We start from the raw sequence: 20,175 nt of genomic DNA on the forward strand, positions 1-20,175 counted from the left end.
ATCCACATGAACGGCTATGGCTATGGATTCCGGGCTCGCGCTGCGCGCGCCCCGGAATGACGGAGAGATTGTCCGTTCGCCTACACGTCAGGCGATCGCGCAAAGCGCGACGGCCGTGCTCACAACCGCCTGAGCGCCACCGTCTCGACCTCGTGGTCGGCGCCCTTCTTCAGGATGAGCGTCGCGCGCGGCCTCGTCGGCAGGATGTTGTCCTCGAGATTGGCGAGGTTGGTGCGTTCCCAGATCGCGATCGCGGTGGCAATGGCCTCTTCGTCGGACAGCAGCGCGTAGCGGTTGAAGTAGGACCGGGGATCATGGAACGCGGTGTCACGCAGCGACAGGAAGCGCTTCACGTACCATTTGCGCAGCACCGCCTCGTCGGCGTCGATGTAGACCGAGAAGTCGAAGAAGTCGGAGACCACAGGTACCGCCTTGCCGTCGCGCGGCAGCGGCCCGGTCTGCAGCACGTTGACGCCTTCGACGATGAGGATGTCGGGCTGGTCGATCTCGACCCACTGATTGGGCACGATGTCGTAGGTGAGATGCGAGTAGACCGGCGCGCGCACCTGATGCCGGCCGGCCTTGATGTCGGAGAGAAAGCTGAGCAGCCGCGGCAGATCGTAGCTTTCCGGAAAGCCCTTCTTCTGCATCAGGCCCTGCCGCTCCAGGACCGCGTTCGGATACAGGAAGCCGTCGGTGGTGATGAGGTCGACCTTCGGGCGCGGCGACCAGCGCGCCAGCAGGGCCTGCAGCACGCGCGCGGTGGTGGACTTGCCGACCGACACCGAGCCGGCGACGCCGATGATGTAGGGCATCTTGCGGTCGCGGATGCCGAGGAACTGGCGCTGCGCGTAGTACAGCCGCTGCGCCGCATCGACATACATCGACAGCAGCCGCGACAGCGGCAGATAGATGTCCTCGACCTCCTTGAGATCGAGGCGATCGTGCATCGAGCGGAGCTTGGAGAACTCGCCGGGCTCCAAGGTCATCGGCGTGTCGTTGCGCAGTTCGGACCACTGCTCGCGGGTGAAGACGCGGTACGGATTATATGTTTGTTCGGTGGTGCGCATATCCATGATGCTGCCCTTTGTTTCCCCCGCCGTCGCGCCCTACTCCGTCTTGCGCGACGCCTTTTCTTCCAGCCCCGATTGAACGGTCCGCTTGCCGAGCGCCGCCTCGACCTCTTCGAGCCGGACGTCGCGCGACTTCAGCAGCACCAACAGATGAAACAGCAGATCGGCGCTTTCGGAGATCAGGTGGTCGCGATCGGTGCCGACGGCGGCAATGACCGTCTCCACCGCCTCCTCACCCATTTTCTTGGCGCATTGCGACGGTCCCTTGTCGAGCAGCTTGCGCGTATAGGACGCCTCGCCACCCGCCGCGGCGCGCGCGTCGATGATGGCAGCCAGATCGTGAAGCGTGAAGCGGGACATCAGCCGGTGCTCGGAACGCTGCCCGCCATGGACGGCGGGTCAAGTCAGCGTTCATGTAACATTTTTGCGGCGCAATGTCGTCAGGGATCGAGCCGCATCGGCAGGCCCTGGCGCACCATGTGCTCCTTGGCCTGCCGGATGGTAAATTCCCCGAAATGGAAGATCGAGGCGGCCAGCACCGCAGTGGCGCGGCCCTGGCGGATGCCGTCCACCAGGTGATCGAGGTTGCCGACGCCGCCGGACGCGATCACCGGGACCGGGACGCTGTCGGCGACCGCCCGGGTCAGCGGAATGTCAAAACCCTGGCGGGTGCCGTCGCGGTCCATCGAGGTCAGCAGGATCTCGCCGGCGCCGAGCGAGACGACTTCCTGGGCGAATTCCAGCGCGTCGATGCCGGTCGATTTGCGGCCGCCATGGGTGAAGATCTCCCAGCGCGACCCGCCGCCCGAACGGGGCACGGACTTGGCATCGATCGCCACCACGATGCACTGCTCGCCGAACTTCTCGGCCGCCTCCTTGACGAACTCGCGCCGCGCTACCGCCGCCGAATTGATCGAGACCTTGTCGGCGCCGGAGCGCAGCAGGGTCTTGATGTCGTCGATGGTGCGGACGCCGCCGCCGACCGTGACCGGCATGAAGCAGGCTTCCGCCGTGCGCCTGACGACGTCCAGCATGATGCCGCGGTTCTCATGAGTAGCGGTGATGTCGAGAAAGCAGAGCTCGTCAGCGCCCGCGGCGTCATAGGCGATCGCAGCTTCCACCGGATCGCCGGCGTCGCGCAGATTGACGAAGTTGACGCCCTTGACGACCCGGCCGTCCTTGACGTCGAGGCAGGGAATGACACGGACCTTGAACATCCTGTTCTCTCCTACGTCCGCGCCGCGCGGATCAGCGCCAGCGCCTCCGCCGGATCGAGCCGCCCGTCATACAGCGCGCGGCCGGCGATGGCGCCTTCGAGCTTGTTCGCACGCGGCGTCAGCATCGCCTTGACGTCCTCGATCGAGGCGAGGCCGCCGGAGGCGATCACGGGGATCGAGATGGCGTCGCCGAGCGCGATCGTGGCGTCGAGGTTCAGGCCCTTGAGCAGGCCGTCGCGGGCGATGTCGGTGAAGATGATCGCGGCGACGCCGGCGTCCTCGAAACGTTTGGCAATGTCGAGCGCCGTCACCTCGGAGGTCTCCGCCCAGCCCTCGACCGCGACCTTGCCGTCACGGGCATCGAGCCCGACGGCGACGCGGCCGGGGAAGGTTTTGGCAGCGGTCTTCACCAGCTCGGGGTCGCGCACCGCCGCGGTGCCGATGATGACGCGGGTGATGCCTTTGCTGAGCCAGGCCTCCACCGTCTTGAGATCGCGGATGCCGCCGCCGAGCTGTACCGGCATCTTCACGACTTTCAGCATGGCCTCGACGGCCTGCGCGTTCATCGGCTTGCCGGCGAAGGCGCCGTCGAGATCGACGACGTGGAGATATTCAAAACCCTGGTCGGCGAAGCTCTTCGCTTGCGCGGCGGGATCGAGATTGAACACGGTCGCGCGGGCCATGTCGCCCTGCTCCAGGCGCACGCACTGGCCGTTCTTCAGATCGATGGCGGGAAACAGGATCATGTCAGTTGTCTTTCAAGCGCGCGCCCTGCCCGCCTCTTGCGGCGACCAGGACCACATCGCTCATGGCTTCCATTTCAGGAAGTTGGAAATCAAAGCGAGACCGAACCGCTGGCTCTTCTCGGGATGGAATTGCGTGCCGATCGCGGTGTCCTTGCCGACCATAGCGGTGACGGCTCCGCCATAATCAGCGCGCGCCAGCACGTCGTCCTCGTTGACGGCGTTGAGATGATAGGAGTGCACGAAATAAGCGTGCAGGCCCTTCGGCCCGAGCGGCAGCCGCTCCAGCACCGGATGCTCCTGCACCATGTCCAGCGTGTTCCAGCCCATGTGCGGGATCTTCAGGCTCTCATCACGCGGGGAGATCTTCTCGACGTCGCCGGCGACCCAGTTGAAGCCGTCGGTCGTGACATGCTCCTTGCCGCGCGTCGCCATCAACTGCATGCCGACGCAGATGCCGAAGAACGGCCGCGCCTTGTGGCGCACCGCCTCGGTCATCGCTTCCAGCATGCCGTCCACGGCATCGAGGCCGCGGCGGCAATCAGCAAAGGCGCCGACGCCGGGCAGCACGATGCGGTCGGCGCGATAGACCGTATCGGGATCGCGCGTCACCACGACCTTCTGCGGATCCTGCATGCTGCGCGCGGCGCGCTCGAAGGCCTTGGCGGCGGAATGCAGATTGCCGGAACCGTAATCGATGATCGCAACACTCATCGTCCACCTCCGGGTTCGGGAAACAAGCCAATGATGCTGGCATGGGGCAGGGGCGGCGGGCGCTGTCCGTTGCCATTGCCGTTGTCGCGCGTCGGCGGCGCCGCGCCGCGATCGACGGTGTTGTGGTCGTAGCCGATGGTGCTGCGCCGTGCAGCCCAGCGCTCGAAGAAGCGCCGCTCGGCGGCATCGAGATCGTCGGCGACGACGACGTCGAGCTCGCGCCAGTTGCCGCGCGAGTAGCTCCAGCGCTTCAGGCTGGAGGCTTCGAGCCCGAGCAGGATCGACAGCAGCAGATCGACGACGGCGATGGTGCCGGCGCCGATGCCGATCCGCGCCAGGACGACGTCGACCACCATCATCAGCACGACCCAGCCAAGCAAGGCGAGCCAGAGCCGGTGCCAGGCCAGCCAGACGGCGCCGAGCACGGCGGCCCAGAGATGGAAGCCGTCGCGGATGAACACGAAGCGATCCGTCGAACGCAGATCGACCCCGGCGGCGAGGGGAGCGTGGACCGTATAGACGGGCATGTCGATAATCCCTTGGACGGGGCGGTCAGCCGCCGAGCTGACCCTTGGTGGATGGCACTTCGCCCTGATTGCGCGGATCAATCGCCAGCGCAGCGCGCAACGCCCGCGCCAGACCCTTGAAGCAGGATTCGGCGATATGGTGGGCGTTCTCGCCGTACAGCGTCTCGACGTGCAGGGTGATGCCGGCGTTCATGGCGAAGGCGTTGAACCATTCGCGCACCAGCTCGGTGTCGAACTCGCCGATCTTGTCGCGCGCGAAAGTCGTGCGGAACACCAGCATCGGCCGGCCCGACACGTCGATCACGACGCGCGTCAGGGTCTCGTCCATCGGCATGTGGATCGAGGCGTAGCGGGTGATGCCGGCCATGTCGCCGAGCGCCTGGCGCACGGCCTGGCCGAGCGCGATGCCGACGTCCTCGGTGGTGTGGTGGAAATCGATGTGCAGGTCGCCGACCGCCTTGACCGTCATGTCGATGCGGGAATGCCGGGCGAGCAGATCCAGCATATGATCGAAGAAGCCGATACCGGTCGCGATGTTGACGACGCCGGTGCCGTCGAGGTTCACAGCCACCTCGATGTCGGTCTCTTTGGTCTTGCGCTTGACGGTCGCGCTACGCATGGGGTCAGCTTTCCCTTGAAAACGCGGCCCTTTTATCAGGCGGATGACACCTTAGCTACTGCGGGATGACGCTTCCTGGGCCTGATCTCGGGCCATGGTGAGCAGATTTCAAGGCCTGACCGGGCAGGGCAGGGACCCGGGAATAGTATCTCCGAATTGTATCCCCCGGCCCGAGGCCCTAAATGAGGGCATCAACCAGGGACTCCCCATGCACGCATCTTCCCATGAGCCCACCGTCTGGCACGGCACCACGATCCTGACCGTCCGCAAAGGGGGCAGGGTGGTCGTGGGCGGCGACGGCCAGGTCTCGATCGGCCAGACCGTGATCAAGTCCAATGCCAGGAAGGTCCGCAAGCTCGGCAAGGGCGACGTCATCGGCGGCTTTGCCGGCGCCACGGCCGACGCCTTCACGCTGTTCGAGCGGCTGGAGAGCAAGCTCGAGCAATATCCGGGACAGCTGACCCGGGCCGCGGTCGAGCTCGCCAAGGATTGGCGCACCGACCGCTATCTGCGCCGGCTGGAGGCCATGATGATCGTGGCCGACAAGGACGTCTCGCTGGTGCTGACCGGGACCGGCGACGTGCTGGAGCCGGAGTCCGGAGTGATGGCGATCGGCTCCGGCGGCAATTACGCACTGGCCGCGGCGCGGGCGCTGCTCGACACCGACAAGGATGCCGAGAGCATCGTGCGGCGCTCGCTCGACATTGCGGCCGACATCTGCGTCTACACCAACCGCAACGTCACCGTCGAAGCTCTATCGGCCGAGTGAGCAATGGCCGCGGACGGGATCGGCACCACGCCCGGACGATCGTCCGCACCCTGGTTCGCGGCGGCGCTGGCGCTCCTGGCGCTGCAGGCTGCGCTGCTGTTCGCGATGGGCCGGCTGCCGATCTGCGCCTGCGGGACTGTCAAGCTCTGGCACGGCGTGGTGCAGAGTTCGGAGAACTCCCAGCACCTCACCGACTGGTACACGTTCTCCCACATCATTCACGGCTTCCTGTTCTATGCGTTGACCGCGCTGGTGCTGCCGTTCCTGCCCTGGCAGGTCCGGCTGATCGCCGCCATGCTGATCGAGGGCGCCTGGGAGCTGGTCGAGAATTCGAGCCTCATCATCGAGCGCTATCGTGCCGCCACGATCTCGCTGGATTATTTCGGCGACAGCATCGTGAACTCCGTCGGCGACACGCTGGCGATGATGACCGGCTTTTTGCTGGCGCGGGTGCTGCCGGTCTGGCTGACCGTTGTGATTGCGATCGTGTTCGAGATCGGGGTGGGGTTGCACATTCGCGACAACCTGACCCTGAATATCCTCATGCTGCTGTATCCGACCGAGGCGGTCCGGCAATGGCAGGCGGGCCCACCCATCCTGTGACGGCGGAAATCCGGCTTGCCCTCGCCCCCGTCCGACCCTAGCTAGAGCCTCATGACCGACTTTTCCCCCCGCGAAATCGTCTCCGAACTCGACCGCTACATCGTCGGCCAGGCTGATGCCAAGCGGGCGGTCTCCATCGCGCTTCGCAACCGCTGGCGCCGGCTGCAGCTCGATGCCAGCCTGCGCGAGGAGGTGCTGCCGAAGAACATCCTGATGATCGGCCCGACCGGCGTCGGCAAGACCGAGATCGCGCGGCGGCTGGCCAAGCTCGCCGGCGCGCCGTTCCTCAAGGTCGAGGCCACCAAGTTCACCGAGGTCGGCTATGTCGGCCGCGACGTCGAGCAGATCATTCGTGACCTCATCGAGGTCGCGATCTCCCAGGTGCGCGAGCGCAAGCGCAAGGACGTCGCCGCCCGCGCCCAGCTCGCCGCCGAGGAGCGCGTGCTCGATGCGCTGGTCGGTACCAATTCCAGCGCCGCGACCCGCGACTCGTTCCGCCGCAAGCTGCGCGCCGGCGAGCTGAATGACAAGGAGATCGAGATCGAGACGCAGTCCTCCGGCGGCGGCATGCCGATGTTCGAGATCCCTGGCATGCCGGGCGCGCAGATGGGCGCGATCTCGATCGGCGACATCTTCGGCAAGCTCGGCGGCCGCACCAAGACGCGGCGCGTCACGGTCGAAGCCTCGCACGACCTCCTGATCGCCGAGGAGTCCGACAACCTGCTCGACAACGACCAGCTGGTGCAGGAGGCGATCAACGTGGTCGAGAACAACGGCATCGTGTTCCTCGACGAGATCGACAAGATCTGCGTGCGCGAGAACCGGCACGGCGGCGACGTCTCGCGCGAAGGCGTTCAGCGCGACCTGCTGCCGCTGATCGAGGGCACGACGGTCTCGACCAAGCATGGCGCCGTCAAGACCGACCACATCCTGTTCATTGCGTCAGGCGCGTTCCACATCGCCAAGCCCTCGGACCTGCTGCCGGAGTTGCAAGGGCGCTTGCCGATCCGTGTCGAGCTGCAGGCGCTGACGCGCGACGACATGCGCCGCATTCTCACCGAGCCGGAGGCGTCGCTGATCAAGCAATATGTGGCGCTGATGAAGACCGAGGGCGTGACGCTCGACATCACCGACGATGCGATCGACGCGCTGGCCGACATCGCCGTCGCGGTGAACTCCACGGTCGAGAACATCGGCGCGCGGCGGTTGCAGACCGTGATGGAACGCGTGCTCGACGAGATCTCCTTCACCGCCTCCGACCGATCAGGCGAGACCATGCGCGTCGACGCCGCCTATGTGCAGCAGCACATCGGCGACCTCGCCAAGAACGCGGATCTGAGTAGGTTCATCTTGTAAGCGGCTGCGCTTCGTAGCGGCTTCGCTGGTTCGCTCCGGCGCAACGTCAAACTCCGCTGTCGTCCCCGCGAACGCGGGGACCCATACCCACCAAAGCTGATTGTAGTTCAAGATGGCGGCTCCAGCCCTGCCTCAGCATGGACAGCGGTGGTTATGGATCCCGGCTCGAGGCCGGGACGACAATGGTGGACGTGGCGACGACCGCATCTCCGCCCGCTACCCCCCGGACTCGGCATGAGCGGCGCGTTCAGCAAGCACTGGCGCCTGATGCTCGTGGTCAACGCCGCTGTCATGCTCGGCGTGTTTCTGCACAAGATCACGCTGCCGCCCTACATCCCCTACATCCACCTGCTGGTCGACTATCACCACGGCTTCATCAAGCGCGCGCTGATCGGTGCCATCGTCGGGCTGTTCACGGCGAAGGTGCCGGTGTGGCTGGTATTCGCGGTGGGCGGCAGCGTGTGGCTGATCACCTTCGCGCTGTTCATCCAGCTGTTCCGCCGAACCTTCGGCTCGAGCCGTGAGCAACTCCCATTGCTCGTCTTCACCGCCGGCTCGCCGTTCGTGTTCAAGAACTTCCTGTTCACGCTCGGCCATTTCGACGTCTATGGCTGTCTCGGCGCGATCATCCTGCTGCTCGTGCCTGCCGGCTCGCTCGCCTACGTGCTGCTCGCGACGCTCATCTCGGCGGTGCTGGTGCTGATCCATCACATCCACCTGCTGATGTATGTGCCGACCATCGCGGCGATCGTCGTGCTGCGCTATTACTTGCCGCGCAGCGTCACGCGCCTCGATCTCTCCATCGGCGCCGTCGCGCTGGTAGCTCTCGGCGTGCTGTTCCTGGCCGCGCAGTTCCTCGGCACGATGCCGCTCCCCGAAGCGGACTTCGTGGCCTACCTGCGAACGCGCATGGTCGATCCGTCGCGCACCGAGCTGCTGCAGTTCGCCTATGTCTGGTATCAGCCGCTGTCCAAGGAGGTCCAGGACACCTGGGCGCGACTGCCATCGAACCTGCTGGGCCTGCCCGTGTATGCGCTGCTTCTCTGGCTGCATGCGCCGCTGTGGAGCACGTTCAAACAACTCATCGGCGCACTGGAAGAGCAGCGTCATCGGCAGGTCGTCATCGCCGCCCTGGTCATGATCAGCCTCGCCTATCTCGTGATGTTCGCGATGGTGTTCGACTATTCGCGCTGGATCTCGAGCTGGGTGGTCTGCATGGTGCTGATGCTGCATGCGGTGAAGACGCTGCCGGCCACCATGCCTGTGCCCGCCATCGATGCGGACAAACGCAACACCAACATCCTGGGCTGGATCGTCACCGTCATCCCGCGCGTCGGCATCATCCGGCCGTTCTGATCATCAGCCGCGTGGGCGGCGGATACGGACGTAGAGCGCGCCGACGCCGCCATGGCCCGCATGGGCTTCCTCGAAGCCGACGATCAGCGAGCGGAATTCCGGCAGGCTCAGCCAGTGCGGGACCTGCCGGCGAAGCACGCCGCGTTCTGGATCGGCGCCGATCGTGCCCTTGCCGGTGATGACCAGCACGAAGGTGAGGCCGTCATGCTGCGCGCGGTGCAGGAAATGATGCAGCGCCTGATGCGCGCGGCTCTGGGTCATGCCGTGCAGATCGAGCCGGGCATCGATCTCACTGCGGCCGCGCGACAGTTTCGAGCGTTCTTTCCGCCCAAGTGAGACCAGCGGCGGGATCGCCGGCTTGGCCGGTTTGGGTGCGACGACCGGCACGACCTGCCGATGCGTCATGGTCGGCTTGTCCGGCTGCGCCTCGGACGTCGTCATCGGCGGATGCGGGCGCACCGGCCGCGGCTTCTTGCGCAGCGGCTTGACCTGGCGCGCCACCGTCTCCCACAGCGCGCGCTCGTCCTCGGACAGGCCGCGCTTGCGTCGGCCACGCGGCGGCTCGGGATCTTCAGACATGGAGATGGCTTGTCATCGGTGATTGCGGTGGCGTCTGCCATAACGCAATCGGCGGATATTGCGATCACTTTCAATGCGGGGCCTGGCCTCCGGCAGAGGGATCGGCTGCGGCGCCGCGACGTTCTGCGCGACCGTGGTCGCCGGGCTCGGACTGGCCGTCGGGGCAGGGGGGTTCTGATCCTTGACCGCGGCGGCGGCAGCCGCGACCTTGCCGGATGGATCCTGATCCTTTGCCTGCTCCTTGACGGGCTCCTTCGCAGCCTCCTTGGGCAGCACCTGCGGAAACAGTTTCGCGATCTTCTCCGACGGACGCGCATCGGGCAACGGCATCCTGCGGCCGCGCACGACGGGATCGAGACTCCGCGGCACCAGCATCACGAACTGCATGCTGTGCTTGAGCCGGCCGGACACCTTGCCGGCCTCCTGCCCCGCACCGAAATAGAGATCGGCGCGGGCTGGACCCACGATTGCCGATCCGGTGTCCTGCGCGATCATCAGGCGATGAAACGCCGTCTTGGATTTTTCCGATTCGATCGGCAGCTCGCCGGTGATGAAGAACGGCGTTCCATAGACGTGCAGCGACTTGTCGACCGCGATCGAGCGGCCCGGCGTCAGCGGGATGCCCTGCGCGCCGACCGCCTCGTCCTTCTCCGACAGCTGCACCTCGCGGAAGAAGATGTAGGAGCGATTCATGCGGCGCAGCTCATTGGCGCCGTCCGGATTCTGCTCCATCCAGTCGCGGATGCGCTGCATCGACATCTGCTCGCGCGGAATGATGCCGCGCTCGATCAGGATGCGGCCGACCGGCGTATAAGGGTGGCCATTATAGGCGTCATAATTGATGCGCACGGTCGAGCCGTCATCGAGGCTGATGCGCGCCGAGCCCTGGATCTGCGCGAACAGCAGATCGGTTTGATTCCTGAGCCAGGCGATCTCCAGGCCACGGCCCTCGATCGCGCCGTCCTCGATCTCGGCGCGGTCGTAATAGGGGACCAGCTTGCGCCGCCCGATCTTGCGATAGACGGGTCCCTTGTTGGGCAGGCTGGTCGCATCCTGCTTGAAGCCGCGGACGAACAGATTGGACGGGCGGCGGTAGACTGGAACGTTGTAGACCTCGTTCTGGGTGCGCGAGCCTTCGATGACCGGCTCGTAGTAGCCGGTGACGAAGCCATCGGCATCACCGAGCTTGGAGATCTTCAGCGGCTCGAAATTGCGTTCGAAGAAAGCCTTGGCGGCTGCGCTGTCGGCGAGATCGGCGGCGCGCGCCTCCCGGCAGGGATCGCGCAGGGAGTCGCCGAGCGCCTTGTCCTCTGGCGCGCCGTCCGGCTTGGCCGCAATCGGCTTGCAGCTGGCCCGGAACGTTCGATAGGCCGCGAGCTGATCATCATCGCTCCAGCCGGGGACATCACTCCAGCTCAGCGGCAGGTACTGGCTGTTGGCGATCTCGATCGGCCAGTCGAGCGGGGGGTAGGGCAGGTGGCGCATCGGTGGCGTGGCGGTCCGGTGACGCGCGCGTACCGCCTCGGCCGCGTAAGGCGCGAGCGCAACGGCGGCGACGCTCAGAACAAGCGCCAGCGTCCAATATTTGAGGTAACGGGCAGTAAAAACCCGCTTCCAGATTTCGCGAACCATGCCTGCACCATCAAAGTACCACTCAACCCGAAATCCGAAATGCCAAAAACCGTGCCGTCAAAAATTCGAGGATACGCCTCGTCGTCCCCCTTCCGCGGCCGGCTGAGCTCGAGAGCGGGTCAGCTCCCGACGCCAACGCCGGCAGCGGCAACCTGCTCGATCAGTGGCTGCCGGTGCCAACCAGCTTCCAGTTCGGATCACGCGAACCAGTCTCGCGGGCGAAGGTCCAGATGTCGGTGATATCGGCGACCTTGTCCGGATTGCCGTCGACGATGGCCCCCATCTTGTCGCGGGTCACGGAGATCATCTGCGACACGAAGCGCACCGTAAGCTGAGCCGTGCGGTCGCGCACGTCGGCGCCGACCAGCTCGGCCGTATCGATGGAGACGAAGCGCGTCTCGGTCTTCTGCTCCTGCTTCTCGCGCTCCTTGATGACGGAATCGAAGCTGTCATAGACCTCTGACGACAGCAGGTCGCGCAACGCGCGGCGGTCGCCATTGGCAAAGGCCAGCACGATCATCTCATAGGCGCTGCGTGCACCGGTGAGGAAATGCCGCGGGTCGAATGCGGGATCGCTGACGGCGATCGCGTCGAGACCGCGCGCGAGCGGCGTGCCCGGCTCAGCCACGCCGCGCCAGCGATCACTGGGCGCGCCGAAGTCGGCGCCCGTGGCCGGACCCGCTGGATCGATCGGCGCGCCGGGAACCGGCATGACATGGTTGTCCGGAGCCCCCGGCACGATGTTCCGTGCCGCACGGTCGAACGGGGCCCGCTCGCTGCCGGTGCGCTGGCCGAGCACGGCGCGCAGGCGAAAGAAGATGAAGACCGCCAATGCCAGGAAGATGATGGTATAAATATCCACGTCGTGTTCGCTTTCTGACTGACTTGTCGGGCCGGACGCGAGTCTGGCCATCGGATGCCCGTCTACCAAGAACCGGGTAAAGACCCATGAAAGGGTTCATCTCCGGAGGATGTAGTCATCGAATTGGGCCGGGCCAATGGCGCATTGTGGCACGGACATCCTAACCCGTTTCACCGCCAAGGGGAAATCGGATCGCCTGACCCCCGCCTGGGGAACAACGCGCTCGGGGGCCGAGGCCGGTGTCATGCGACAAATGGAGGCAGACCGAACCCGGACAACCATATCCGGCGGTCGGCCAGCCGGGTGGCGGGTCGTCCTTGTGGAACAAGCCGGCGCTATGGTAGCCACGCGCCGCAACGAACCGCCCTTTGTGCCTGGAGAACACTTCGATGACCAACGGTAACGGCGCCACTCCCGAGGCGGCCCCTCCTCCTCAACTCAACGTGCTGGCGCAATATATCAAGGACCTCTCGTTCGAGAATCCGAACGCTCCGCAGTCCCTGGCGCCGCAGGGCCAGGCGCCGCAGATCAATATCCAGATCAATGTCGGCGCCAACGCGCTCGCCGAGACCGAATATGAAGTGACGCTGACGATCGAGGGCAAGGCGGAGAGCGGCACCCAGGTCATGTTCAGCTTCGAGCTGGTGTATGGCGGCGTGTTCCGGCTGGTCAACGTGCCCCAGGAGCACCTGTCCCCGATGTTGCTGATCGAGTGTCCGCGCCTGCTGTTCCCGTTTGCGCGCGAGATCGTCGCCAATTCGGTGCGTGACGGCGGCTTCCCGCCCTTGATGCTCGACCCGGTCGATTTCGTCAGCCTGTACCGCCAGAACATGGAACGTCAGGCCGCGGCCCAGGGCGCGCAGATCCGTCCGAGCTGATCCGTTAGTCAATTATTTATCGTGATCGACGGGCGTGATCCGCCGCCGGCAACGGCCGCGGATCACGTTCCGGACAGGAAGTCCATCCAGATCGGCTTGTCGCCGAGGGTGGCGATGAAGGCGCGATGCGCCTCCCGCTCAGCCTCTGTCACCCGTGGCGCCAGGGGGACATCACGCTGGCGGCGCGGCGTATCGCCGGCGTGTCCAACGCGGATCTCCTGCGTATCCTGGGTCAGGATCAGCTGCGACTGACGGGCCCCGACCAGGTCGACATAGACCTCGGCCAAGAGCTCTGCGTCGAGCAGAGCGCCGTGCTTGGTGCGGCGGGAATTATCAATCGCATAGCGCGAGCACAGATCGTCGAGCCGGTTCGACACGCCCGGATGCTTGCGCCGCGCCAGCAGCAGGGTGTCGACCAGGCGCTCCCGCGGGATCGGCGCGCGCTTGACGCGATCGAGCTCGGCATTGATGAAGCCGATGTCGAACGAGGCGTTGTGGATCACCAGCGGGTCGTCGCCGATGAAGGCCAGGAAGTCCTCCACGACCTCATGGAACAGCGGCTTGTCGGACAGGAATTCCGTCGAAAGGCCGTGAACCGCAAAAGCCTCGGCCGGCATGTCGCGCTGCGGATTGATGTAGCGGTGATAGACTTGGCCGGTCGGCATCCGGTTGACCATCTCGACACAGCCGATTTCGACCAGACGGTCGCCACGCAGCGCGTCGAGGCCGGTGGTTTCGGTATCGAGGACGATCTCACGCATTTGACTTGGTCCGTTGAAGAACGCGCGGCTTTGGCGAATCAGCCGCGCCGCTGCGGCATTCTAACAACCTCGGCCAGGATGTCGCGGATGCGCGCCCGCACCGGATCCAGCCCATGGGAGGTATCCACGACGAAATCGGCGCGCGCGCGCTTTTCGGCATCCGGCATCTGCCGGGCCAGCAGCGCATCGAGCGCCTCTTCCGTCATAGTGCCACGTGCGAGAATTCGCTCCCGCTGGATCTCGGGCGAGGTCGAGACGACGACGACGGCATCGACCCGCTTGTCACCGCCGGTCTCGAACAGGAGCGGGACATCGACGACCGCCACGGGCACGCCGGACTGCTCGGCGTCGTCCAGAAAGGCCTGATGATAGGATCGCAGCATCGGATGCACGATGGCTTCGAGACGGCGGATCGCTGTGGGATCCCCGACCACCTTGGCCGACAGTTTTGCCCGGTCGACCTTGCCGTTCACGGTCGTTCCGGGAAACGCGGCTTCGACGGCCGGCGCAGCCTCACTCTCATAGACCTTATGCACCGTCGCATCGGCGTCGTAGACGGGAACGCCAGCTTCGGCGAACAGCTTGGCCGTTGTCGACTTGCCCATGCCCATCGAGCCGGTCAGACCGAGCACCCTCATTCGCCTATGCTCCATCCGTGATCGCCACGTGCCGTCAGAACCTGAGCAGCCTTGCTTCACGGAAGTAGGCGAGCAGCGGCAGCAGCGGCAGGCCGAGGATGGTGAAGTGGTCGCCGTCGATGCGGTCGAACAGATGCACGCCAAGCCCTTCGAGCTGATAGGCCCCGACGCTCGACATGACGGCCTGGCCGGCGGCATCGAGATAGGCGGCGACGTCGCTCTCGGTCAGCATGCGCATCGTCATCCAGGCGACCGCGACGTGGGAGAACAGCACCTCGCCGTTGCGCACGACGGCAATTGCCGAATGCAGCGCGTGGGTCCGTCCGGCGAGTGCGAGCAATTGATGCATCGCCTGCTGCCGGCCGGCGGGCTTGTTGAACATGCGCTCGCCGAGCGCCAGGGTCTGGTCGGCGCCGAGGACATAGCAATTGGGGCTGACCGCCGAGACCGACTGCGCCTTTGCGATGGCCAGGTGCAGGGCGATCTCATACGGCGCGACCAGACCGGCCTCGGCCTGAATGGCGCGCTCGTCGATATCGGCCGGCACCGCCTCGCACGCCAGGCCGGCATTCTCCAGAAGCATGCGCCGCGGCCGGCTCTGCGAAGCCAGGACGAGCTTCTCGTCACCATACCATAAGGTCATCGTCGTCAGCTCATTCCGGCAAGCGCTGCCGCTGCCGGTCGGTATAGAGTTTGATGATGGCGGCCGCGGTCTCTTCGATCGAGCGGCGCGTCACGTCGAGCATGACCCAGTTGAATTTTGCACTGAGCTTGCGCGCATAGGCGACCTCATCGGTCACCGACTGCTTGTCGACATAGGTCTCGTTGCCGGATTCCGCACCCATGCTGAGCAGCCGATTTTGTCGCACCTGGATCAGCCGCTCGGGCGTCGCGTGCAGGCTGACCACCAGCGGCTTCTTCAACGTCTCCAACTGATGCGGAATCGGGATACCCGGCACCAGGGGAACATTCGCGGTCCGCACGCCACGGTTCGCCAGATAGATCGAAGTCGGCGTCTTCGAGGTGCGGCTGACGCCGACCAGGACCACGTCCGCGTCCTCGAGGCCATCGACCATCTGGCCGTCGTCGTGGATCATCGTGTAGTTCAGCGCATCGATGCGCGCGAAATATTCGGCGTTCAGCACGTGCTGCGCGCCGACGCGGCCGGCGGTCGACGCCCCGAGATAGGCCTCGAACAGCTGCATCACCGGACCGATGATCGACAGGCTCGGGATGTTGATCTGCTGGCACTTGCCCTCGAGACGGCTGACCAGGTCCTTCTCCAGCAGCGTGAACAGCACGATGCCCGGCGCTTCCTCGATCTCGTCAAGCACGCGATCCAGCTGCTTCTGGCTGCGGACCAGCGGATACACGTGCTCCACGGGTGTCACGTTGGCGTATTGCGCGGCCACGGCGCGCGCGACCGTGATCAGGGTTTCGCCCGTTGAGTCGGACACCAGATGCAGGTGAAAGTAGTTTCCGGTGGTGGGCATCAAATCCTTAACGATCTGTGAATCCCTGTGAAGGATGGGGCCAAAAAGCGGCCTTCGGCGGCCCCCTTTGTATAACCCCGAATGTTCTTCACATGGTCGCAAGCCGGGAGAAATCGAGTGGTCGTTCCGATGATATCGGGAGGCGGTTCATTTGTCTCTGGATAAGCTGTCCATGACGCGGGCCAAGCATTTGACTCGCATCGGACTCCGGCGAGAGCCGATCTCGGTCGTGGACCTGTTGAAGGATGTGAACAAGCTGCGGAAAATCGGCGGACTGAATTGCATGAGTCCAATCCACCGCTACTTAGACTCAAACCTTAAAGATTCTAAAATTATTTAGTTTGGAAGCGATCGAGCGAGCGGATATGTCTCGCCTCCCAACGCGACGACCGCCGAGAGAGGATCGCCCGACCGATGTACGAGTGGATCAAGGCGCTGCACGTCATTGCCGTCATCGCCTGGATGGCCGGCATGCTCTATCTGCCGCGCCTGTTCGTCTATCATTGCGAGGCCGAGATCGGCTCGAAGCAGTCCGAGACGTTCAAGGTCATGGAGCGTCGCCTGTTCAAGGCGATCATCAATCCGGCCATGATCGTGACCTGGCTTGCCGGCCTCTATCTGGTTTGGGCCGGTCACTGGTATGCCAGCGGCTGGTTTCATGGCAAGTTTCTGCTCGTCCTGATCCTGTCCGGCGTTCACGGCATGTTTTCCCGCTACGTCAAGGAATTCGCCGCTGACCGGAATACGAAAAGCCAGAAATTCTATAGGTATATCAACGAGGTGCCGACAGCCCTGATGATCGGTATCGTGGTTCTCGTCATCGTCAAGCCGTTCTGAGCCATCCCGGCAATACCGCCCCGGCGCATTCGCCTTGCGAAGGACGGCGCAATTTTCTATATTGGCGATATCCCACCCCACGCAGGCGGATGTGGTTGCGTTCCGGCTTGACCGGCCGCCGCATCAGGTCTGGTGCCTCACCGGCGCCAACCTTGCTCAGACCTGCGGACCTCATTTCGTCCGCCTTCCCTCAGCCACCTCGCATCCCTCCCAAGTCGCTCCACAGGACCACCCCAATGCGGGAAATCAAACTACAGGACCTCAAGTCAAAGACGCCGGCCGAGCTCGTCTCCTTCGCGGAGGAAAACGGGGTCGAGAATGCCAGCACGATGCGCAAGCAGGAGCTGATGTTCGCCATCCTCAAGCAGCTCGCGATCCAGGAAACCGACATCATCGGTGAGGGCGTCGTCGAGGTTCTTTCGGACGGCTTCGGCTTCCTGCGTTCGCCGGACGCGAACTACCTGCCAGGTCCTGACGACATCTACGTCTCGCCGTCGCAGATCCGTCGTTTCGGCCTGCGCACCGGTGACACCATCGAAGGCCACATCCGCAGCCCGAAAGAGGGCGAGCGCTACTTTGCGCTGCTGAAGGTCAACACGCTGAACTTCGAGGATCCCGAGAAGTCCAAGCACAAGGTCAATTTCGACAACCTCACGCCGCTGTTTCCGGACGAGCGCTTCCGGCTCGAGATCGAGGACGCGACCCGCAAGGATCTGTCGTCGCGCGTCATCGATATCGTCGCGCCGATCGGCAAGGGCCAGCGCGCGCTGATCGTCGCGCCGCCGCGCACCGGCAAGACGGTGCTGATGCAGAACATCGCGCATTCGATCACGGCCAATCATCCCGAGTGCTACCTGATCGTGCTGCTGATCGACGAGCGTCCGGAGGAAGTCACGGACATGCAGCGCTCGGTGAAGGGCGAGGTCGTGTCGTCGACCTTCGACGAGCCGGCGGTCCGTCACGTGCAGGTCGCGGAGATGGTGATCGAGAAGGCCAAGCGCCTGGTCGAACACGGCCGCGACGTCGTCATCCTGCTCGACTCGATTACCCGTCTCGGTCGCGCCTACAACACTGTCGTGCCGTCCTCCGGCAAGGTGCTGACCGGCGGTGTCGACGCCAATGCGCTGCAGCGTCCGAAGCGTTTCTTCGGCGCCGCCCGAAATATCGAGGAAGGTGGCTCGCTGACGATCATCGCGACCGCGCTGGTCGACACTGGCAGCCGCATGGACGAGGTGATCTTCGAAGAGTTCAAGGGCACGGGCAACTCCGAGCTTATCCTCGACCGCAAGGTCGCGGACAAGCGGACCTTTCCGGCGATCGACATCGCCCGCTCCGGCACCCGCAAGGAAGAGCTCATCACCGAGCCGCAGAACCTCAAGAAGATGTATGTGCTCCGTCGTATTCTCAATCCGATGGGCACGATGGACGCGATCGACTTCCTGCTCGACAAGCTCCGCAGCACCAAGAGCAACTCGGAGTTCTTCGAGTCGATGAACACCTGATCGAGGTTCGATCCAACGGTTTGCAAAGGGCGCTCCTCGGAGCGCCCTTTTTGTTTGGGCTCGTTTCTTTGTGCTGGTGCATTCGCGACGCCGATCGGAGGTGTCGTGCCTGTGGGCGTAAAGCATGCCCCCGCAAACCGATTGTGTTTCGCCGGCAGCGGGGCCAACTCTGGTCGCATGCATCCTCATGATCAGACCATCTTTGCGCTGTCCTCGGGACGGCTTCCGAGTGCGATCGCGATCGTCAGACTCTCTGGTCGCCACGCCGGAGCGGCGCTGCAGTTGCTGGCCGGACAGATCCCGGCGGCACGGAGGGCGACGCGGGCCCTGCTCAGGGATGCCGAGGGGGAGCCGATCGACGACGCGGTGGTGCTGTGGTTTCCGGGACCAGCCAGTGCGACCGGAGAGGATGTCGCGGAGCTGCATGTCCATGGCAGCCGGGCTGTGGTCGCGGCGCTGTTTGCCGTGCTCTCGTCGCTGCCAAACCTGAGGCCGGCCGAGCCGGGTGAGTTCACGCGGCGGGCGTTCGAGAATGGCAAGCTCGACCTGACCGAAGCCGAAGGTCTGGATGATCTCATCCATGCAGACACCGACCGGCAGCGACGCCAGGCGTTGCGCCAGCTCAAGGGTCTGCTCGGTGACCGGGCGCGCAACTGGCGCGACCAGATCATTGCGGCCGCGGCGCTGATCGAGGCCGGAATCGATTTCGCCGACGAGGGCGACGTGCCGTCAGAATTGATGGCGCCGGCCATGGCGCGTGTCACGCAGCTGCTTGGCGAGATCGAGGCGGTACTGGCCGGTCAAGGCCGGGCCGAGCGGCTCCGGAACGGTCTGACCGTGGTCATCGCCGGACCGCCCAATGCCGGCAAGTCGACGCTGATCAATCAGCTGGCCAAGCGTGATGTCGCGATCGTCTCACCCCATGCCGGCACGACGCGCGACGTGATCGAGGTCCAGCTCGATCTCGATGGTTATCCGGTGACCCTGATCGATACCGCGGGGATCCGGGAGACCGATGATCCGGTAGAGCAGGAGGGTGTCCGGCGGGCCCGCGCCCGTGCGGCCGATGCGGATCTGGTGCTGTGGCTGTCGGAGGGCGAACCGGTGCCGGCGGAGACTTTAGCGCAGGCGCCGGTCTGGATCGTCCGGAACAAGATCGATCTGAATCCGAGCGCCAGAGATGAGGTGGCCGCCTCGGAGCGAGGCCGGCAGTTTCTGATCTCGGCGCGGAGCGGTGAGGGGCTTTCCGGATTGCTCGACGGCCTGATCGGCTTCGCCCGCGACTATTTCGGGACCGCCGAGAACGGATTGATCACGCGAGAGCGCCAGCGGAAGCTTCTGATGGAGACCAGCGAAGCGCTGCGGCGTTGTCAGGCAGCGGTCGATCTCGGCGAGGAGCTGGCGGCTGAGGAGCTGCGGATCGCGGCACTCTCGCTCGGCCGTCTGCTTGGGCGGGTCGATGTCGAGGATCTGCTCGATGTCATCTTCCGCGAGTTCTGCATCGGGAAGTGATCAGACATAGGCAGTGGCGCCATTATGCTTAATGAAGGGTTGATCGGTTAACCGATCCTGAATTGGTTCACGCGAAGGCGGTGCTCAGTTTCAAGCGTTTCACGTGAAACAATCCGGGTCTCCGCCTAACCCGTGTTTCACGCGAAACGTCTTTTGAGGACGGCTTTCGCGCGGTTGATACCGGGAGCCGCGGATTGCGGCTTTCGCGCCTCGGCTGTCTAATCATGCGGATCGACGTCAGGGTCTGCTCGATGTCTTCCGTACGTTCTACATCCAGACGTAAGCGAACGTTGTGCGTCGTCGCATTATGCTCGATGGAGCTCTGACGGACTAACCCATCGCTACGTGAACAGTCGCTCGCGTTCCCAAGCGTTTCACGTGAAACAACCCCCATCTTTCGCGGGCACGTGAAACGTTAGGCGGGACTCACAGCGCTCCAACGAGGAGCCGCGATCGCGGGAGTAACGATCAGCGGTCTGCTTTCGGCGGGTCGACGTCGACGAT

22 protein-coding genes are annotated in these 20,175 nt (G+C 64.5%); 8 read left to right on the forward strand and 14 right to left on the reverse strand.

Annotation, left to right across the window (positions count from 1 at the left end):
* Window positions 1-119: 119 nt before the first annotated feature.
* The 7 genes from coaA to hisB form a co-directional block, all read right to left on the reverse strand.
* The gene (gene coaA / locus QQL87_RS12480; protein WP_284418429.1) at window positions 120-1,076 is read right to left on the reverse strand and encodes a type I pantothenate kinase; all 957 of its coding nucleotides are present in this window, start codon (window positions 1,074-1,076) and stop codon (window positions 120-122) included.
* A gap of 33 nt (window positions 1,077-1,109) precedes the next feature.
* Complete coding sequence (locus QQL87_RS12485) at window positions 1,110-1,433, reverse strand: phosphoribosyl-ATP diphosphatase (RefSeq protein ID WP_284418430.1); 324 nt, start codon at window positions 1,431-1,433, stop codon at window positions 1,110-1,112.
* A gap of 80 nt (window positions 1,434-1,513) precedes the next feature.
* On the reverse strand, window positions 1,514-2,290 hold the full coding sequence (hisF, locus tag QQL87_RS12490) for an imidazole glycerol phosphate synthase subunit HisF (RefSeq protein ID WP_284418431.1): 777 nt from the start codon (window positions 2,288-2,290) through the stop codon (window positions 1,514-1,516).
* Window positions 2,291-2,301: 11 nt separating this feature from the next.
* Window positions 2,302-3,036 (reverse strand): 1-(5-phosphoribosyl)-5-[(5-phosphoribosylamino)methylideneamino]imidazole-4-carboxamide isomerase, encoded by a 735-nt coding sequence (gene hisA, locus QQL87_RS12495; RefSeq protein WP_284418432.1) that lies wholly within the window; start codon window positions 3,034-3,036, stop codon window positions 2,302-2,304.
* A 60-nt stretch (window positions 3,037-3,096) separates the two neighbouring features.
* On the reverse strand, window positions 3,097-3,747 hold the full coding sequence (gene hisH / locus QQL87_RS12500; RefSeq protein WP_284418433.1) for an imidazole glycerol phosphate synthase subunit HisH: 651 nt from the start codon (window positions 3,745-3,747) through the stop codon (window positions 3,097-3,099).
* The gene (locus QQL87_RS12505; protein ID WP_284418434.1) at window positions 3,744-4,274 is read right to left on the reverse strand and encodes a DUF2628 domain-containing protein; all 531 of its coding nucleotides are present in this window, start codon (window positions 4,272-4,274) and stop codon (window positions 3,744-3,746) included. The genes hisH and QQL87_RS12505 overlap by 4 nt, the downstream gene beginning before the upstream one ends.
* A 25-nt stretch (window positions 4,275-4,299) precedes the next feature.
* A complete protein-coding gene (gene hisB, locus QQL87_RS12510) occupies window positions 4,300-4,893 on the reverse strand; it encodes an imidazoleglycerol-phosphate dehydratase HisB (protein ID WP_284418435.1) in 594 nt (197 codons plus the stop codon).
* 208 nt (window positions 4,894-5,101) lie between these two features.
* Here hisB and hslV point away from each other — a divergent pair, with 208 nt between their 5' ends.
* From hslV to QQL87_RS12530, 4 genes are all read left to right on the forward strand, one after another.
* Window positions 5,102-5,662: an ATP-dependent protease subunit HslV gene (gene hslV, locus QQL87_RS12515; protein ID WP_284418436.1), complete on the forward strand. Its 561-nt coding sequence runs from the start codon at window positions 5,102-5,104 to the stop codon at window positions 5,660-5,662.
* A 3-nt stretch (window positions 5,663-5,665) separates the two neighbouring features.
* Complete coding sequence (locus tag QQL87_RS12520; RefSeq protein ID WP_284418437.1) at window positions 5,666-6,265, forward strand: DUF2585 domain-containing protein; 600 nt, start codon at window positions 5,666-5,668, stop codon at window positions 6,263-6,265.
* Between the two features lie 51 nt (window positions 6,266-6,316).
* Complete coding sequence (gene hslU, locus QQL87_RS12525; RefSeq protein WP_284418438.1) at window positions 6,317-7,621, forward strand: ATP-dependent protease ATPase subunit HslU; 1,305 nt, start codon at window positions 6,317-6,319, stop codon at window positions 7,619-7,621.
* 234 nt (window positions 7,622-7,855) lie between these two features.
* Window positions 7,856-8,977: a hypothetical protein gene (locus QQL87_RS12530; protein WP_284418439.1), complete on the forward strand. Its 1,122-nt coding sequence runs from the start codon at window positions 7,856-7,858 to the stop codon at window positions 8,975-8,977.
* Window positions 8,978-8,980: 3 nt separating this feature from the next.
* Here the strand turns inward: QQL87_RS12530 and QQL87_RS12535 are convergent, their stop codons facing one another.
* The 3 genes from QQL87_RS12535 to QQL87_RS12545 form a co-directional block, all read right to left on the reverse strand.
* Entirely contained in the window at window positions 8,981-9,556 is a 576-nt protein-coding gene (locus QQL87_RS12535; RefSeq protein ID WP_284418440.1) for a Smr/MutS family protein, read from the reverse strand.
* A gap of 12 nt (window positions 9,557-9,568) precedes the next feature.
* Complete coding sequence (mltA, locus tag QQL87_RS12540) at window positions 9,569-11,188, reverse strand: murein transglycosylase A (RefSeq protein WP_284418441.1); 1,620 nt, start codon at window positions 11,186-11,188, stop codon at window positions 9,569-9,571.
* A gap of 160 nt (window positions 11,189-11,348) precedes the next feature.
* Window positions 11,349-12,050, reverse strand: a complete 702-nt coding sequence (locus tag QQL87_RS12545) for a Tim44/TimA family putative adaptor protein (RefSeq protein ID WP_284418442.1) — start codon at window positions 12,048-12,050, stop codon at window positions 11,349-11,351.
* Window positions 12,051-12,439: 389 nt separating this feature from the next.
* Here QQL87_RS12545 and secB point away from each other — a divergent pair, with 389 nt between their 5' ends.
* Window positions 12,440-12,928 (forward strand): protein-export chaperone SecB, encoded by a 489-nt coding sequence (gene secB, locus QQL87_RS12550; protein WP_284418443.1) that lies wholly within the window; start codon window positions 12,440-12,442, stop codon window positions 12,926-12,928.
* Window positions 12,929-12,990: 62 nt separating this feature from the next.
* Here the strand turns inward: secB and dnaQ are convergent, their stop codons facing one another.
* From dnaQ to QQL87_RS12570, 4 genes are read right to left on the reverse strand one after another with little or no spacing between them, the layout of a single operon-like run.
* A complete protein-coding gene (gene dnaQ / locus QQL87_RS12555; protein ID WP_284418444.1) occupies window positions 12,991-13,689 on the reverse strand; it encodes a DNA polymerase III subunit epsilon in 699 nt (232 codons plus the stop codon).
* Window positions 13,690-13,727: 38 nt separating this feature from the next.
* Entirely contained in the window at window positions 13,728-14,327 is a 600-nt protein-coding gene (gene coaE / locus QQL87_RS12560; RefSeq protein WP_284418445.1) for a dephospho-CoA kinase, read from the reverse strand.
* Between the two features lie 34 nt (window positions 14,328-14,361).
* On the reverse strand, window positions 14,362-14,970 hold the full coding sequence (locus QQL87_RS12565) for a Maf family protein (protein ID WP_284418446.1): 609 nt from the start codon (window positions 14,968-14,970) through the stop codon (window positions 14,362-14,364).
* Between the two features lie 10 nt (window positions 14,971-14,980).
* Window positions 14,981-15,820: a pyruvate, water dikinase regulatory protein gene (locus tag QQL87_RS12570; RefSeq protein WP_284418447.1), complete on the reverse strand. Its 840-nt coding sequence runs from the start codon at window positions 15,818-15,820 to the stop codon at window positions 14,981-14,983.
* Window positions 15,821-16,234: 414 nt separating this feature from the next.
* On the opposite strand from QQL87_RS12570, the gene hemJ reads away from it, so the two are divergent.
* The 3 genes from hemJ (at window position 16,235) to mnmE (ending at window position 19,671) form a co-directional block, all read left to right on the forward strand.
* A complete protein-coding gene (gene hemJ / locus QQL87_RS12575) occupies window positions 16,235-16,657 on the forward strand; it encodes a protoporphyrinogen oxidase HemJ (RefSeq protein ID WP_284418448.1) in 423 nt (140 codons plus the stop codon).
* A gap of 236 nt (window positions 16,658-16,893) precedes the next feature.
* Window positions 16,894-18,159, forward strand: coding sequence for a transcription termination factor Rho (gene rho / locus QQL87_RS12580; RefSeq protein ID WP_284418449.1), 1,266 nt, complete (start codon window positions 16,894-16,896; stop codon window positions 18,157-18,159).
* Between the two features lie 177 nt (window positions 18,160-18,336).
* A complete protein-coding gene (gene mnmE, locus QQL87_RS12585; RefSeq protein WP_284418450.1) occupies window positions 18,337-19,671 on the forward strand; it encodes a tRNA uridine-5-carboxymethylaminomethyl(34) synthesis GTPase MnmE in 1,335 nt (444 codons plus the stop codon).
* Window positions 19,672-20,175: the final 504 nt, after the last annotated feature.

Origin of the sequence: Bradyrhizobium sp. SSBR45G (genome assembly GCF_030159255.1) — a bacterium.
Taxonomy (GTDB): Bacteria; Pseudomonadota; Alphaproteobacteria; order Rhizobiales; family Xanthobacteraceae; genus Bradyrhizobium.

Coding starts and splice junctions, on each gene's coding strand:
- hisH (WP_284418433.1), bottom strand. CDS start 3,747: ATGAGTGTTGCGATCATCGATTACGGTTCCGGCAATCTGCATTCCGCC.
- dnaQ (WP_284418444.1), bottom strand. CDS start 13,689: ATGCGTGAGATCGTCCTCGATACCGAAACCACCGGCCTCGACGCGCTG.
- secB (WP_284418443.1), top strand. CDS start 12,440: ATGACCAACGGTAACGGCGCCACTCCCGAGGCGGCCCCTCCTCCTCAA.
- QQL87_RS12485 (WP_284418430.1), bottom strand. CDS start 1,433: ATGTCCCGCTTCACGCTTCACGATCTGGCTGCCATCATCGACGCGCGC.
- coaA (WP_284418429.1), bottom strand. CDS start 1,076: ATGGATATGCGCACCACCGAACAAACATATAATCCGTACCGCGTCTTC.
- QQL87_RS12565 (WP_284418446.1), bottom strand. CDS start 14,970: ATGACCTTATGGTATGGTGACGAGAAGCTCGTCCTGGCTTCGCAGAGC.
- mltA (WP_284418441.1), bottom strand. CDS start 11,188: ATGGTTCGCGAAATCTGGAAGCGGGTTTTTACTGCCCGTTACCTCAAA.
- QQL87_RS12520 (WP_284418437.1), top strand. CDS start 5,666: ATGGCCGCGGACGGGATCGGCACCACGCCCGGACGATCGTCCGCACCC.
- QQL87_RS12570 (WP_284418447.1), bottom strand. CDS start 15,820: ATGCCCACCACCGGAAACTACTTTCACCTGCATCTGGTGTCCGACTCA.
- hslV (WP_284418436.1), top strand. CDS start 5,102: ATGCACGCATCTTCCCATGAGCCCACCGTCTGGCACGGCACCACGATC.
- QQL87_RS12530 (WP_284418439.1), top strand. CDS start 7,856: ATGAGCGGCGCGTTCAGCAAGCACTGGCGCCTGATGCTCGTGGTCAAC.
- hemJ (WP_284418448.1), top strand. CDS start 16,235: ATGTACGAGTGGATCAAGGCGCTGCACGTCATTGCCGTCATCGCCTGG.
- hisF (WP_284418431.1), bottom strand. CDS start 2,290: ATGTTCAAGGTCCGTGTCATTCCCTGCCTCGACGTCAAGGACGGCCGG.
- QQL87_RS12505 (WP_284418434.1), bottom strand. CDS start 4,274: ATGCCCGTCTATACGGTCCACGCTCCCCTCGCCGCCGGGGTCGATCTG.
- hslU (WP_284418438.1), top strand. CDS start 6,317: ATGACCGACTTTTCCCCCCGCGAAATCGTCTCCGAACTCGACCGCTAC.
- hisB (WP_284418435.1), bottom strand. CDS start 4,893: ATGCGTAGCGCGACCGTCAAGCGCAAGACCAAAGAGACCGACATCGAG.
- hisA (WP_284418432.1), bottom strand. CDS start 3,036: ATGATCCTGTTTCCCGCCATCGATCTGAAGAACGGCCAGTGCGTGCGC.
- rho (WP_284418449.1), top strand. CDS start 16,894: ATGCGGGAAATCAAACTACAGGACCTCAAGTCAAAGACGCCGGCCGAG.
- coaE (WP_284418445.1), bottom strand. CDS start 14,327: ATGAGGGTGCTCGGTCTGACCGGCTCGATGGGCATGGGCAAGTCGACA.
- mnmE (WP_284418450.1), top strand. CDS start 18,337: ATGCATCCTCATGATCAGACCATCTTTGCGCTGTCCTCGGGACGGCTT.
- QQL87_RS12535 (WP_284418440.1), bottom strand. CDS start 9,556: ATGTCTGAAGATCCCGAGCCGCCGCGTGGCCGACGCAAGCGCGGCCTG.